10 protein-coding genes are annotated in these 15,751 nt (G+C 43.1%); all 10 read left to right on the forward strand.

Annotated features, from left to right (window positions below; all coding sequences use genetic code 11):
- The first annotated feature begins 15 nt into the window (after positions 1–15).
- Positions 16–2,874 (forward strand): glycoside hydrolase family 78 protein, encoded by a 2,859-nt coding sequence (locus QWY93_RS08460; RefSeq protein ID WP_290247764.1) that lies wholly within the window; start codon positions 16–18, stop codon positions 2,872–2,874.
- A 27-nt stretch (positions 2,875–2,901) separates the two neighbouring features.
- Positions 2,902–3,807, forward strand: a complete 906-nt coding sequence (locus QWY93_RS08465; RefSeq protein ID WP_290247765.1) for a dihydrodipicolinate synthase family protein — start codon at positions 2,902–2,904, stop codon at positions 3,805–3,807.
- A 15-nt stretch (positions 3,808–3,822) separates the two neighbouring features.
- Positions 3,823–5,418: a sodium:solute symporter family protein gene (locus tag QWY93_RS08470; RefSeq protein WP_290247766.1), complete on the forward strand. Its 1,596-nt coding sequence runs from the start codon at positions 3,823–3,825 to the stop codon at positions 5,416–5,418.
- Positions 5,415–6,560 (forward strand): iron-containing alcohol dehydrogenase, encoded by a 1,146-nt coding sequence (locus tag QWY93_RS08475; RefSeq protein WP_290247767.1) that lies wholly within the window; start codon positions 5,415–5,417, stop codon positions 6,558–6,560. The genes QWY93_RS08470 and QWY93_RS08475 overlap by 4 nt, the downstream gene beginning before the upstream one ends.
- A gap of 9 nt (positions 6,561–6,569) precedes the next feature.
- Entirely contained in the window at positions 6,570–7,619 is a 1,050-nt protein-coding gene (pdxA, locus tag QWY93_RS08480; RefSeq protein WP_290247768.1) for a 4-hydroxythreonine-4-phosphate dehydrogenase PdxA, read from the forward strand.
- A complete protein-coding gene (locus QWY93_RS08485) occupies positions 7,597–8,772 on the forward strand; it encodes a four-carbon acid sugar kinase family protein (RefSeq protein ID WP_290247770.1) in 1,176 nt (391 codons plus the stop codon). Before pdxA ends, QWY93_RS08485 begins: the two co-directional genes overlap by 23 nt.
- A 1-nt stretch (position 8,773) precedes the next feature.
- Positions 8,774–10,219: an alpha/beta hydrolase family protein gene (locus QWY93_RS08490; RefSeq protein ID WP_290247772.1), complete on the forward strand. Its 1,446-nt coding sequence runs from the start codon at positions 8,774–8,776 to the stop codon at positions 10,217–10,219.
- Between the two features lie 182 nt (positions 10,220–10,401).
- Positions 10,402–12,861: a glycoside hydrolase family 95 protein gene (locus tag QWY93_RS08495; RefSeq protein WP_353959629.1), complete on the forward strand. Its 2,460-nt coding sequence runs from the start codon at positions 10,402–10,404 to the stop codon at positions 12,859–12,861.
- Positions 12,862–12,890: 29 nt separating this feature from the next.
- Complete coding sequence (locus QWY93_RS08500) at positions 12,891–14,111, forward strand: glycoside hydrolase family 88/105 protein (protein WP_290247773.1); 1,221 nt, start codon at positions 12,891–12,893, stop codon at positions 14,109–14,111.
- A gap of 17 nt (positions 14,112–14,128) precedes the next feature.
- The gene (locus QWY93_RS08505; protein WP_290247774.1) at positions 14,129–15,688 is read left to right on the forward strand and encodes an MGH1-like glycoside hydrolase domain-containing protein; all 1,560 of its coding nucleotides are present in this window, start codon (positions 14,129–14,131) and stop codon (positions 15,686–15,688) included.
- Positions 15,689–15,751: the final 63 nt, after the last annotated feature.

Raw genomic sequence — 15,751 nt, forward strand, 5'->3', positions numbered from 1 at the left:
ACCACATTTTAAATCATGTTGATCCAAAATAACCATATTGGTTACACCATATTGAACAACAAGGTCAATTTTTTGGCCTTGTTGTTGGTGCTTCTGGCCTTTTGCCAATGCAACACTAAAAATACCTCATCGGATATTCAACTAGGGAAATTAACCACCGAATTGGCTGTCAACCCCATTGGAATTAAAAAAGAAACTCCCAGGTTTGGCTGGGAATTGGAATCCAATGGCCAAGGGGTGAGCCAAAAAGCTTATCACATCATTGTGGCTTCCAGCAAGGGAAAAGCAGAAAATGGTGAAGGTGACATTTGGGACAGTGGTATGGTAGCCAGTGACAAGAGTCAATTGGTGCCATATGGAGGTGAAACATTGGAGAGGGCTTCGAGGTTTTTTTGGAGAGTAAAAGTTTGGAACCAGCATGAGAATGGTTCTGACTGGAGTGAAGTGAATTTTTTTGAAACTGCCCCTGATGCATCCTTTTTGGATGCCCATTGGATCGGTGCTATTACCAGGGAAGAAAGCCATTTGCCGGAAGGCAGGGATTACCATACCCCTGTAATGGGCAAAGAGAAAAAGGAAAAATGGAGCAAAGTTGACCCATTGGCCAAGCAAAGTATCCAATTGAGGAAAACTTTTGAGGCTGGAAAAGATATTGAAAAAGCTACAGTTTATATTAGTGGACTTGGACATTATGAACTGACCTTAAATGGTGAAAAAGTAGGAAACAGTGAATTTGCACCGCTTTGGTCAGATTACGACAAAACCGTTTATTATAATTCTTATGAAGTAAAGGATTTACTGCAAAATGGTGAAAATGCCATCGGGGTATTGCTGGGTAATGGTATGTACAATGTCGCTGGAGAGCGTTACACCAAGTTTAAGATCAGCTTTGGCCCACCAACCTTATTTTTTAAGATGAAATTGAAATTTACAGATGGATCGGAAGAAGTGATCGCCTCAGATGATTCCTGGAAATGGTCCAATAGCCCTATCACCTTCAACTGTATATTTGGAGGCGAAGACTATAATGCCAATTTGGAACAAGAAGGCTGGAACAAACCTGGTTTTGATGATCGAACCTGGCAACCTGTAGTTATTCAAAATGCCCCAAAAGGAAAATTAAGGCCTCAAAATGCCCCTCCTGTAGCCGTCCAAAAATCTTATGAAATCCAGGAAGTTAACGAACCTGAAGAGGACTTGTTTGTCCTGGATATGGGCCAAAATCTTTCCGGTTTCCCTTCCATCAAAGTAAAAGGCAAAAAAGGCCAAAAGGTGAAATTGGTGGTTGGTGAACACTTAAAGGAAAATGGTACTGTAGGCCAGGGACGAACCGGCGGACCTCATTATTATGAATATACTCTAAAAGGAGAAGGAGAAGAATTCTGGCAGCCCAGGTTCAGCTATTACGGCTATCAGTATATTCAGGTAGATAAGGTAAACTTGCCCGGTCAGGAAGAAAATCCTGATTGGCCTACCTTGGTGGATATCAAGTCAAACTTTATCTACAATGATGCCGGTACCCGTGGAAACTTTGCAAGCTCCAATGAGATATTCAACCAGACCCATGAGCTAATTGACAAAGCCGTAAAAAGTAATATGCATAGCGTGTTTACTGATTGTCCACACAGGGAAAAATTGGGCTGGCTGGAAGAAACTCATTTGAATGGCCCTGGCTTATTCTACAATTATAACCTGGCCACTTTGGTACCTAAGGTTATGCAGGACATGGCTGATGCCCAAAGGGAAAATGGCTTGGTACCTAGCATTGCACCCGAATATGTGATATTTGGAGGTGATTTCACAGATTCCCCGGAATGGGGCGTGGCTTGTGTGGTCCTCCCTTGGATGTATTATGATTATTATGGTGACCCATCCCTGATCCATGAATACTATGGGACCATGAAAAAATATGTGGACTACCTGAGCTCCACTGCCGACAATCATATTGTTTCTCATGGATTGGGGGATTGGTATGATTACGGGGAGCATGTAGCAGGATATTCTAAAAACAGCCCCATTGCATTATCCGCAACTTCCCATTATTACTTTGGAATCCAACTCCTGACCAAAGCCGCAAAAATGCTTGGAAATACAGCCGATGAGCAGAAATATTCCCGACTGGGAGAGAATGTCAAGGCAGCATTTAACAAGGAATTCTATAATGAAGAAATTCAAGAATATGGCACGGAAAGCCAATTTTCCAATGCCATTCCTATTTTCTTAGACTTGGTTAGCCCAGAAGATAGGGATGAAGTCTTGAATAATTTAGTGGAAGATGTGAATGAAAAAGGCAACCGCCTCTCTACAGGAGATGTAGGCAATCGCTATTTGTACCAGGTTTTGGCCAGAAATGGGCATAATGAACTGATGTACAAAATGCACAACCACTATGAAACCCCAGGTTATGGCTTTCAGATCAAATTTGGCCTGACTACCCTTACCGAACAGTGGGATCCAAGAAAAGGCAACAGTTGGAACCATTTTATGATGGGCCAGATCGAGGAATGGTTTTATAGAAGTTTGGCAGGAATTGTTCCGGACAAGGAAAATCCTGGATTCAAGCATTTCTACCTTAAGCCAAAAGTGGTGGGAGATATGACAGGAGTCGAAGCTAATCATGAAAGCCTTTATGGGAATATCAAATCCGCCTGGAAACTGGATGGGGATAGTTTTAATTTTGAATTTTCTATTCCTGTGAATTCGGAAGCCACAGTTATTCTGCCTGTTGAAAAAGATGCAGAAGTAACTGTAAATGGAGTGGATTTGGAACAATTTGAAGGGGCCGAATTAGTGGAAAATGAAAATCATCCTGCCCTCCTTTTGGGATCAGGAAATTATAGGATAAAAAGTACCTATGGTCCTGTAACTAAATAATCAGGGAACCATAAAAATAAATCCAAAATGATGAATAAAAAATATAAAGGAGTTGTTGTGCCAATGGTCACTCCCTTGACAACTAAAGGGGAAATAGACCGGGAGGCTGTGGCCTGCATCATGGCCCAATTTGCCCAGAATAACATATCTCCATTGGTTTTAGGGACCACAGGGGAATCGGCCTCTTTTTCGGAAAAGGAAAGTCTTGAAATGCTGGATGCTACCCTTGAAGCCAAAGCTGATGGCCAACAGGTTTATGCCGGATTGGTCAGCAATGAAGTGGCCGATCAAAACCGACGTGGAAAGCTTTATTTGGATAAAGGCGTCGATGTGGTTGTGGCCACCTTGCCAGGGTATTATAAGCTCAATGAAGGCCAAATGAAAGCCCATTTTGAACGATTGGCAGATGAGCTTCAGGGGCCTTTGATGGTTTACAATATCAAGGCCACCACGCAAATGTCCATTCCCTTGTCAGTGATTGCCGAACTTAGCCACCATCCCCATATCTGGGGGCTGAAGGATTCTGAGCGGGATCTTGAAAGATTAGGGGAAAGCATCCAGGAATATCAGGATCGGGAGGATTTTTCCTTTTTCTGCGGTTGGGGAGCCCAGTCTGCTTTCAGCCTTAAAATTGGTGCTGATGGGATTGTGCCCAGTACAGGAAATATTGTTCCGGAAATGTACAAAGCCTTGTATGCTGCTGCCCAAAAGGGAGATCAGGAAACCGCCTCACGTTTCCAAGACTTGACCGATCAGGTGGCCAGGATATATCAGGGAGAAAAAAGTCTGGGTGAATCCCTGGCTGCCTTAAAACTGATGATGAATGATAAGGGTTGGTGTCAGCCTTATATGAAACCACCACTTTCCTTATTGCCCAAGGAAGAAGCGGAAGAGGTAGTTCATCAATGGAAAAGCTTTTATATCACCAATTAACAATTAACAATAACCATGGGAGGAGAAGGATTACATTTAATCGATTATATATTGATCGTCGCCTCGATTTTAGGAACGATTTACATGGGGATTTATTTCTCAAGAAGGCAAAAAAGCAGTGAAGACTATTTTGCCGGAGGTGGAGGAATTCCCTCTTGGGCCATTGGAATGTCCATTTTTGCCACATTGATCAGTAGTGTGACTTTTTTAGCTTACCCGAGTGCTGCCTATGAATCCAATTGGATTTTGCTGGTGCAAGGGCTTATGGTTCCTATTGTTCTTGTAATGATGATCTGGATCATTGTGCCTTTATTTAGAAAGGTCATTGGTCTAAGTACCTATGAATACTTTGAAAAGCGTTTTGGCTTTTTTGCCCGTTTGTACAGCTCACTCGCATTTGTGTTGACCCACTTTTCCAAAATGGGAACCGTGCTGTTTCTTGTGAGCTTGGCTTTGAGCAGTATGATTGAGGTGGACATATTTGTTATCATCGCTGTCCTTGGAGTCGTGATTATTTTCCTCACCTTACTGGGGGGAATAGAAGCGGTAATCTGGATGGATGTGATACAGGGTTTTCTGCTGATTGGAGGTGGATTATTTTGCCTGGGATTATTGCTTTGGGTGCCAGAAGGCGGCCCGCAAAGGGTAGTTGAGGAAGCCTTCAATATGAACAAAATAGGCTTTGGCCCTTATGATATTGATTTTACCCGGTTGACATTTATTGTTATTGCCTTCAACGGGGTCTTTTATGCCATCCAAAAATATGGTACAGATCAAACCATTGTACAGCGGTATTTGACAGCCAGAAACGACAAGGAGGCAAAAAAAGCAGCCTATATGGGCGTTTTCTTAAGTGTTCCGGTTTGGGGACTTTTTATGCTCATCGGCTCCTTACTTTTTGTTTTCTACCAGATTTCAGGAAGTGCATTGCCGGAGGGCACCAGCGTAGATGCTGTGTTCCCTTATTTTATTATGTCTGAATTGCCTCCAGGAGTGACCGGGTTGGTCATTGCAGCATTGGCAGCAGCTGCCATTTCAAGTTTGGACTCTGATATGAACTGTCTTGCTGCAGTAGGTGTCGAAGATTATTACAAACGATTCAACCCCAATTGCACCACCCAGCAAAAACTAAAAGTAGGAAGAATTTTGGTTTTCATTTCCGGCTTGGCGGCTTCTTTTGTGGCCGTATTGTACGTGTTTTGGGAAGGTGAAGGAGTGCTGGGTGCCGTGTTTGGCCTTTATGCTATTTTCTCAGCAGGGATTGTGGGGATTTTCTTATTAGGCCTATTTAGCCGACGGGCAAACAAGGAAGGTCTATATTTTGGCATTGTTACCTGTATTCTTTTTACAGCTTATGCATTTTTAACTTCTACGCCAATGAACCTTGGTGGCGGAGAAAAGCTGGTATTGGATTTTGGAAGATTTAATTTCCCCCATCACAAATACATGCTGGGGGTTTATAGTCACTTGATTGTATTGGTAGTCGGTTATGTTGCCAGCTTGTTCTTTGACAGACCAAAAGCGGATGTAAACCTCACCATCTACGGTTATTTCAAGGAGAAGCAGGTAAAGAAAGAAAAAAAGGAAGAAAAAATTAGTCAATTGTCATGAGGGCGATAAGTTTATTACAGCCGCAGAAATTAGTATTTGGGGAAGAAGCCCTGAAACAATTTACCGAAGATACACTGGCTTCGGATAGGAAAAAAGTTTGGATACTCATTGCAGAACCATTAGTGGCTGCTTTGGAGGAAAGTGTGGAAACCATCAAAAAGGCAGGCATTGCTGTTGAACTGGTGATTTATGAAGAAGGAGAGCCTACCTTTTCTCTTTATGAGGAATATTTGGAAAAGGCCAGGGTTTTTGGCGCTGAGAGTGTAGTGGGAATTGGCGGAGGAAGTGTTTTGGACCTTGCCAAGATAATTGCTGCTATGCAGGATTGTGACCAACAATTGGATAATTTTGTGGGATTAAATTTGCTTCCAGTCAGAAAAATCCACATGGTTTGTATTCCAACTACTTCTGGAACAGGAAGTGAGGTTTCCCCCAATGCTATACTTTTGGATGAGGGTACTTTGGAGAAAAAAGGTATAATTAGTCCATTTTTGGTCCCGGATGCAACCTATATCGATCCATTGTTGACCTTGAATTTGCCCCCCAAAATAACGGCAGAAACAGGTATTGATGCCCTTTCTCACTGTATTGAGGCTTTTACCAATAAATTTAGCCACCCTTTGGTGGATGATTATGCACTGCGTGGGATAAGGTTGATCGGAAGGAATCTTCATAAGGCATATGAAAATGGTCAAGACCTGGATGCCCGGTCAGCTGTAGCTTTGGGTAGTATGTATGGAGGTTTGTGTTTAGGCCCAGTGAATACGGCTGCCGTCCATGCTCTTTCTTATCCTTTGGGGGGAAAATATCATGTGCCTCATGGCTTAGCTAATGCAGTTTTATTGCCGGAGGTGATGTCTTATAATATGAATTCCGATTTGGAAAAACATGCCCAAATTGCCATTGCTATGGGAGCAGAGGAAGGTGCAAGCCTGAGGGAAACCGCCCAAAATGGTGTTGAGAAAGTAAGGGAATTGGTGAGCTTGTGCAATATACCCCAAAACCTTACTGAGCTTGGGGTTCAAAAAGAAGATGTGGGAGAATTGACTGGCTTGGCCATGAAAGTTACCCGTTTATTGAAAAATAACCCCAAAGAGCTGACAGTACAGGATGCAGAAAACATTTATTGTCGATTATTTTAAGATTAAAAGATGTTACCAATAATTGCCATATCAATGGGAGATCCCGCTGGGATAGGCCCGGAAATAATTATCAAAAGTTTTCAGGAAGCCAGTCTTTTTGAAAAATGTAAGCCTTTGGTGGTCGGTGATGCCGCCACCATCCGGAACATGGCAGCCCATTTGAATTCCAATTTGGAAGTCAATGCCATCAATGATGTGGGAGAGGCCCAGTTTAGACTTGGCACAGTGGATGTATTTGACCTGGCCAATGTGGACCAGTCCCAATTGGAGTTTGGCAAAGTATCTGCAATGGCGGGAAATGCTGCTTTTGAAGCGGTGAAAAAAGCCATAGAGCTGGCCTTGGCCGAAAAGGTGGATGCAACCGTTACTGCACCCATTAATAAAGAATCTATTAACTTGGCAGGCCATCATTATGCCGGCCACACGGAAATATATGCGGAATTCACCGGAACCAAGAAGTTTGCCATGCTTTTGGTGGAACAAAACCTTAGGGTAATCCATGTGACTACGCATGTAGCCTTGAGAGAGGCCTGTGACCTTGTCAAAAAAGACCGGGTGAAAGATGTGATTAAGTTACTCCATGATGCATGTGTGCAATTTGGTATTGAAAAACCAAAAATTGGGGTTGCAGGATTGAATCCTCATGCTGGTGATGGAGGCTTATTCGGCACGGAGGATGAAAGGGAAATTGTACCGGCAGTTCAGGAATCCATAGCTGAGGGATTTGAGGCCGAAGGGCCAGTACCACCGGATACCCTATTCGCAAAAGCAGTGCAAGGGTATTATGACGGATGTGTGGCCATGTACCATGACCAGGGGCATATTCCATTTAAAATGGTGGGCTTCAAATGGAACAATGAGACCAAGACTATGGAAAGTGTGAAAGGGGTAAATATTACATTAGGTTTGCCCATCATCCGTACTTCTGTAGACCATGGAACTGCCTTTGAAATTGCCGGACAAGGAATTGCATCAGAGGATGCATTGAATTTAGCGATTGATTACGCCATTCCGATGGCTCTAAATAGAAAAAAATATGATAGCAGTTATAGCCGATGATATTACGGGAGCCGCTGAAATTGCAGGGGTGTGTTTGAGATGGGGAATTCCGGTGTCCTTCTCACTGGATGTAAAACCCGTAAGTGGAGCAAAGGTAATGGTCATAGCTTCCAATACCCGATCCATGAAGGAAGCCGACGCTATAAAGGAATCGAAGCGTTTGGCCGAAGCCCTGGTGGAAATGAAAGTGGACAATGTCTTTAAAAAATCGGATTCCGTAATGCGGGGTCATGTTGCCGCTGAAATGAAAGCCCTGGCGGCACAATTCAAAAAGGAAAAGATGATGTTGGTTCCCGCCAACCCTTATACTGGCAGAAGTATTAGAGATGGGATTTATTATGTGGACCAAAAACCTTTGAACGAAACCAGTTTTAAGGATGACCCAGAATTTCCCGCTGCTTCCAGTTCAGTAAAAGAGTTGTTAAGGGAAGAGGAATTGAATGTTTGTACAGGGAAGTTTACGGAGGAGCAAGACCTCAAACCAGGTTTTAATATCCCGGATTCCAAAACCATGGGAGACTTGTATGCCTGGGCAAGCTTGATGGACAGCACAGTATTGCCATCTGGTAGTGCCGCATTCTTTGAAATGTATTTGAAAAGAAATTTCCCTGAATGGATGCATGGACAGGAACCTGATCCTTTGTCCTTCCTTGGCAACAGTCTGATGGTAGCAGGAAGTACACACCAAAATAGCAAAAACTTTATCGACAAGGCAGTGGAAAATGGTACTATCCTTAGCCTAATGCCTAAGGAACTGAAAAGTCCAAATGCCCCTGAAAGTGGTGTAACAAAATGGAGCGATGAAATCACTAAAAACCTAAAAGGAGGTGATAAAGTGATTATGTCTGCAGGGAAAGAAAAAGTCACCTTTGAAAATAGTAACGAAGTGCTGAAAACCAAAACAGCCGAAACTGTCGCCAAGGTGCTGGATAGGGTTCCTGTTAGGGAATTATTGATTGAAGGTGGAGCAACAGCCTTTGCTGTAATCCAACAATTGCATATGGGACCATTGTTGCCGCTTCAGGAACTTAGCCCCGGGGTGGTGCGCATGAAAGCAGTGGACAGCGATTTGGTACTTACTATTAAGCCTGGTAGTTATGTATGGCCTGAGGCTGTATATAAATATTATGAAATGAAAAAAACCACTGCATAAAATGGGAAATGGAGATTCTGCTCAGTTTCAAAATAAATATATGCTCAACACATTAAACCTTAAGGCTTTTTTTCTGACAAGTATGCTCTGTGCTACCATTTTCCTGGCCAAAGCCCAGGATTCGGACCAGGCATACCGGAATACACTAAAAGCTACTTTGGACCGTATTGAGGATGTTTTTGAGATAAATCTCCAGTACAATGAAGATTTGGTGGAAGGAAAGGAATTGGATTATGCATTTTGGCGTATCGTTCCGGGGAATTTAGAAACTTCCCTTGCCCAAGTGTTGGCACCTTTTGACCTGACCTTTTTTGAAAAACCCAATGCACTTTATAGAATTACCAAATTTGATTACCCAAGAAGGTCTGTCTCCTTTGGAGAAGATCATCTAAATTACCTTTCCGGATTGTATTCTAATAAAATGGAATGGGAATCCAGGAAAGCTGAAATGAAAAGTTGTTTGATTGAAGCTTTGGGCATAGATGACTTGCCCGAGACTCCAGCATCCCAACCGATCATAACCCAAAGAAGAAAATACAAAGGCTATTCTGTTGAAAATGTAGCCTTAGAAGTTTTGCCTGGTGTTTATACTACCGGATCGGTGTATAAACCCAGGCCTTTTAAGAAAAACCATCCCGTTATCATTACTCCCAACGGCCACTTTGGCCAGGGAAGATACAGGGAAAGTGAACAAATCCGCTGTTCAATATTGGCTAAAATGGGAGCTGTGGTAGTCAGTTATGACCTTTTTGCCTGGGGGGAATCCCGTTTACAATTCCCTTCCACAGCTCACAAGACAAGCATTGCCCATACCATCCAAACATGGAATGGAATAAAGTGGCTGGACTACCTGACCTCGCTTCCGGAAACGGATCCCGATAAAGTTGGGATTACAGGAGGTTCTGGTGGAGGTTCCCAGACTATGTTATTGACAGCCATAGATGATCGCATTGAAGTGTCCGTACCGGTAGTGATGCTTTCTTCTCATTTTTCTGGAGGTTGCCCTTGCGAAAGCGGCAAGCCCATTCATCTCTGTGGAGGAGGAACCAACAATGCAGAAATTGCCGCTATGGCATCCCCAAAGCCTCTTTTGGTGATCTCCGATGGAGGAGATTGGACCCACACTGTACCCGAATTAGAATTTCCGTTTATCGAATATATTTATGGTTTTTATGGAGAAAAGGATAAAGTGAAAAATTCCCATTTCCCGGAAGAAGGCCATAATTATAAAGTTTCCAAACGACAATCCATGTATCCTTTTATGGCCAAATACCTGGGCCTGGACATTGAAAAAGTTTTAGGTGAAAACGGATTGGTTAAGGAGGATGACGTTACACTCGAATCCGAGGAGGAATTAAAAGTGTTTGGAAAAGACGGGGAAGACCTGCCAAAAGGTGCCATCAAAGGCCTTGAAGCACTTTACCATATGTTGGAAAAAGCCCAATAATTCCAGGTCTATTTGATAGATACCCATGGGAAAAAGCAATTTTTCCTGTTTGGCCATTTTGGTGATTTATCAAATTATCCGAAAGAGCTTGATTATAACTGATATTCCCCGGGAAAGGAAATGATTTTACCCAAAATAAAACGCTGGTCGATAGACCATTAATTTTCAAACTAACTCGTACAATGATGAAATTCTGGATGAAGCTGGCTGTATTGTTCTTTTTAATTACCAATACCGTCCTGATGGCCCAATCCCGTGAAACTCCTTGGAAACTGTGGTATAATGAACCTGCTTCCAATTGGAACGAAGCTTTGCCGGTGGGCAATGGTAGATTGGGAGCCATGGTTTTTGGGGCTCCTGCCATGGAAAGATTACAGTTGAATGAAGAGACCATCTGGGCAGGCTCTCCCAATAGCAATGCCCATAAAAAGGCCAAGGATGCGATTCCTTTGGTTCAAAAGCTGATCTTTGAAGGGAATTACCAGGCGGCCCAGGAATTGGCCAATGACAAAATCATGTCCCAGACCAATGATGGTATGCCTTATGAAACTTTTGGAGATGTTTTTATCTCTTTTCCAGGTCATCAGGATTATAATAATTATTACCGTGATCTGGACTTAGAAAATGCGGTTTCCTCAGTTTCTTATACCGTTGATGGAGTTGACTTCAAAAGGGAAGTTTTTAGTGCTTTTGAAAATGATGTGATCATGGTACGGTTGTCAGCAGACAAGCCCGGACAAATCACCTGTACCATCAACATGACAAGCCCACATGACAATGCTGAAGCCAGGGTAAGAGAAGATCAATTGACCTTGTCTGGTGTTTCCCGTACCCATGATGATCAAAGGGGGGGAGTGAAATTCCAAGGAAGGATCAAAGCAAATCATAAAAGTGGAGAGCTGGCAGTTAAGGATGGCTTAATCAGTGTGAAAAATGCGGATGAAGTAACCCTTTACATTTCCATTGCCACCAACTTCAAGAATTACAAAGACCTTTCTGTAGAATACGAGAAAAAGGCAAAGGAAATTTTGGAAAAAGCCTTGACAAAGGAATACAAGGAAATCAAAAACGCCCACACCGAATATTATCAGCAATTTTTTGACAGGGTGTCTTTAGATTTAGGAAAAACAGATTCCATCCAAAATCCAACAGACCAGCGGATTAAGCAGTTTGCAGATGGAAATGACCCCCAGTTGGCAGCCCTTTATTTCCAATTTGGCCGTTACTTGCTGATTTCCTGCTCCCAACCAGGTGGGCAACCATCCAATTTGCAGGGCATCTGGAATGATATGCTGACCCCTCCCTGGGAAAGTAAATACACCTGCAATATCAATGCTGAAATGAATTATTGGCCGGCAGAATTGACCAACCTGAGTGAAATGCATGAGCCATTCCTTCAAATGGTCAGGGAAGTCAGCGAAACCGGAAAAGAAACTGCAAAAATGATGTATGGCGCCCGTGGTTGGGTCTTGCACCATAATACGGACATTTGGAGGATTTCCGGACCAATCGATTATGCAGCCTCCGGCATGTGGCCGAGCGGTGGAGCTTGGTTAAGCCAACACCTATGGGAAAGATACCTTTACACTGGTGATAAAGATTTCCTGGAGGAGGCCTATCCCATAATGAAGGGGGCAGCCCAGTTTTATCTGGATGTCCTGATCAAGGAACCCGAACATGGTTGGCTGGTAGTTTCTCCTTCCAGTTCACCCGAAAACAGTCATATCCACGGTGCCACCATTGCCGCAGGTGTGACCATGGATAACCAATTGATGTTTGACCTTTTTTCCAACATCATTCGTTCCACAGAAATTCTGGATAAGGATGCCGATTTTGCAGATACCCTGAAAGCCACCAAAGAAAAGCTGGCACCTATGCAAATAGGCCAATATGGTCAGTTGCAGGAATGGATGCATGATTGGGATGATCCCGAAGATAAGCACCGTCACATTTCTCACCTGTATGGAGTTTTCCCCAGCAATCAAGTGTCTCCTTTCAGGACGCCTGAATTATTTGATGCAGCAAGAACTTCCCTGATTTTTAGAGGAGACCCTTCTACAGGCTGGTCAATGGGCTGGAAAGTTAATCTTTGGGCAAGATTCCTGGATGGAGATCATGCCTATAAATTGTTGACCAACCATTTGAGCCTGGTGACTCCATCAACCAGGGGAGGCGGGACTTATCCCAATATGTTTGATGCGCACCCACCTTTTCAGATTGATGGAAACTTTGGCTGTACGGCAGGAATTGCGGAAATGCTGATGCAAAGCCATGAGGGAGCAATTCACCTTTTGCCTGCCCTGCCAAGTGTTTGGGAGGAAGGAAGTATCAAAGGAATAAAAGCAAGGGGTGGATTTGAAATTGTGGAGTTGAGCTGGAAAGATAATGAGGTTGAAAAACTGATTATCAAATCCTATTTGGGAGGCAATTTGAGGTTAAGGGCGGAAACTGATCTTTCCGGAAAGGGTCTGAATGCCGCTGATGGGGAAAATCCCAACCATTTCTTTGATATGCCGGAGGTGAAGAAGCCTTTGATTTCCGAAAAAGCTGAACTCAACGCCCTTGACTTGCCCGAATACCAGGAGTTTGACCTGGCCACAGAAGCAGGCAAAACTTACACAATCAAGGGACGTAAATTTTGAAATTGAAGAAAAATATTAAAAAAAGAATCATGAAAATACCAAGCATAAGGACAAAGGGACTATCATTTTTAATGTCCGCAACCTTGCTTTTGTCGGCCTGTGGTGGCAAAAACAACCAGAAACAGGAAACAGCAAGCGAGGAGACCCAATCCGAAAAATGGTCGGTTAGGCTGGCTGAATCTGACATGAAACGCTATAAAGATTGGATGACTGGCGAGCCCTATTGGGGTTATCACGAAGGTTTGATCGGGAAAGCGATGTTGGATATGAGGGAATATACTGGTGATGAAAAGTATTTTGAGCTGATCAAGCAATTTGGTGAAGACATTATCAAAGAGGACGGCACCATCAGGACTTATGAACTGGAGTCCTACAATATTGACAATATCAATTCTGGAAAATTATTGATTCCTCTTTACCAGGAAACTGGTGAAGAGAAATACAAAAAGGCCCTGGATTCTTTGATGAAGCAGTTGGAGGACCACCCAAGGGTTTCTGATGGAGGCTTTTGGCATAAGAAAAAATATCCACACCAAGTTTGGTTGGATGGGTTATATATGGCCGGGCCATTTTTGGCTTCCTATGGAACTGCCTTTGACCAGCCCGAGCAATTAGAAGATGCCATCGATCAGATTATTGAGGTTTCCAAGGTGCATTATGATCCGGAAAAACAGCTTTTTTACCATGGTTGGGATGAAAGCAAAGAGCAGGATTGGGCCAATAAAGACACCGGGCTGTCAGACAATTTCTGGAGCAGAAGTATAGGTTGGTATGCCATGGCAGTAGTGGACGTTTTGGATTATGTTCCTGAGGACCACCCAGACCGTGATAAACTGATAGAAATTGCTGGAAAACTGGCTGAAGGAATCCAACGTTATCAGGACGATGCCACTGGGGTTTGGTACCAGGTGACGGATCAGGGTGACAGAGAAGGCAACTACCTTGAATCTTCCGGAACAGCCATGTTTGTTTATTTCCTATATAAAAGTATCCGTGAAGGTTACATCAGTGAGGATTATTTATCAACTGCCCACAAAGGATATGATGGCTTGGTGGAACAGTTTTTCAAAGTGGAGGACAATGGAATGGTAACAGTAACTGATGCTTGTTCCGTAGCTGGCCTCGGAGGCGATGGCAACAGGGATGGAAGTTTTGAATATTACATTTCTGAGCCTATCAAGGAAAATGATCCCAAAGCCAATGCCCCGGCAATCATGGCCAGCATAGAGCATGAAAGATCTGTTAAATAAATCGGGTATTATTGTGTATGCAATACGCTAGAGTTACAAAGATAATTACGGCCTTATTGGTCGGTATATGCCTGGCAGGTTGTGCTTCTTCTACCAAAGAAAAGGGACCTGCCATATTGAAGAAAGAGGATTTTAAACATTATGTGGAATACTTTAACAGGATGGAGGATGAAAATATCCAGCAGGCCATCCCAAACGAAGATTCCTGGGAATGGATGAAAGCCAATGTCCCCTTGTTTGAAGCTCCTCAGAAGAACTTTGAAGAGATATTCTATTACAGATGGTGGACCTTGAGGAAACACATCAAAGAAACTCCGGTAGGTTATGCCATGACCGAGTTTTTGGTTGAAAGGTCCTATTCTGACAAATACAATTTGATCAGTTGTGCTCTTGGCCATCATATTTATGAATCCCGATGGCTGCATAACCCCAAATACCTGGATGGAATTGTCCATACCTGGTACCGTGGAAATGACGGCAAGCCCATGAAAAAACTGGATTCTTTCAGTAGCTGGACGGCCAATGCCCTTTACAACAGGTTTTTGGTCACTGGCGACAGCAGTTTCATTATTGACATGTTACCTGATTTGGTAGCTGAATACGAAAATTGGGAAAAGAACAGGCAAAGACCTGATGGTTTGTTTTGGCAAATCGATGTGAAGGATGGCATGGAAGAATCCATCAGTGGAGGCCGCCATGTGGAAAATGTCCGGCCTACCATCAATAGCTATATGTACGGAAATGCCAAAGCCATTGCCAAAATCGCAAGGATGAAAGGTGATGAAGACCTGGCTAAAAAATACGAGGAAAAAGCAGAAAAACAGCGGGAAAGGGTTCACAAAAATCTTTGGAACCAAGACCGCTTGTTTTTTGAAACGGTGAAAGAAGAAGGTGGATTTGCAGAAGTTCGCGAGGCCATCGGGTTTATCCCTTGGTATTTCAACCTTCCCAAAGACGAGAATCCATATCATGCTGCTTGGGACCAGGTGACCGATCAAGGTGGTTTTATGGCACCCTTTGGCCTGACAACTGCAGAATGTCGTCACCCGGAATTCAGAACCCATGGATGTTGTAATTGCGAATGGGACGGGGCAGTATGGCCTTTTGCCACTTCTCAAACATTAACTGCTATGGCCAATCTGTTTAACAACTATGATCAAAGTATGGTTGATGAGGAGGATTATTTCCATCATATGAACAGGTATGTGGAATCCCAATATTACAGGGGAAGACCATATATCGGAGAGTATTTGGATGAGAAAACAGGTTTTTGGTTGAAAGGTGATGAGGAAAGAAGCCGTTATTATAACCATTCGACCTTCAATGATATGATTATCACCGGCCTAGTAGGATTTAGACCAAGAGCTGATGAAAAAATAGAAGTTAATCCCCTGGTTCCTGAAGGAAAATGGGATTGGTTTTGCCTGGATAATGTAAAATATGAAGGAGATATCCTGACTATTTTCTGGGACAAAACAGGAGAAAAATATAACAAAGGAAAAGGCTTACATGTCCTGATTAACGGGAAAGAAATAGCCTCTTCTGAAAATCTTGAACGTATTGTTGCTAAGAAATAGGTTTGATTAGATTGTTTGATATGAAAAGGGGACTTCTGTAGGGGTCTCCTTTTTGGTATTAAA

Origin of the sequence: Echinicola jeungdonensis (genome assembly GCF_030409905.1) — a bacterium.
GTDB lineage: Bacteria > Bacteroidota > Bacteroidia > Cytophagales > Cyclobacteriaceae > Echinicola > Echinicola jeungdonensis.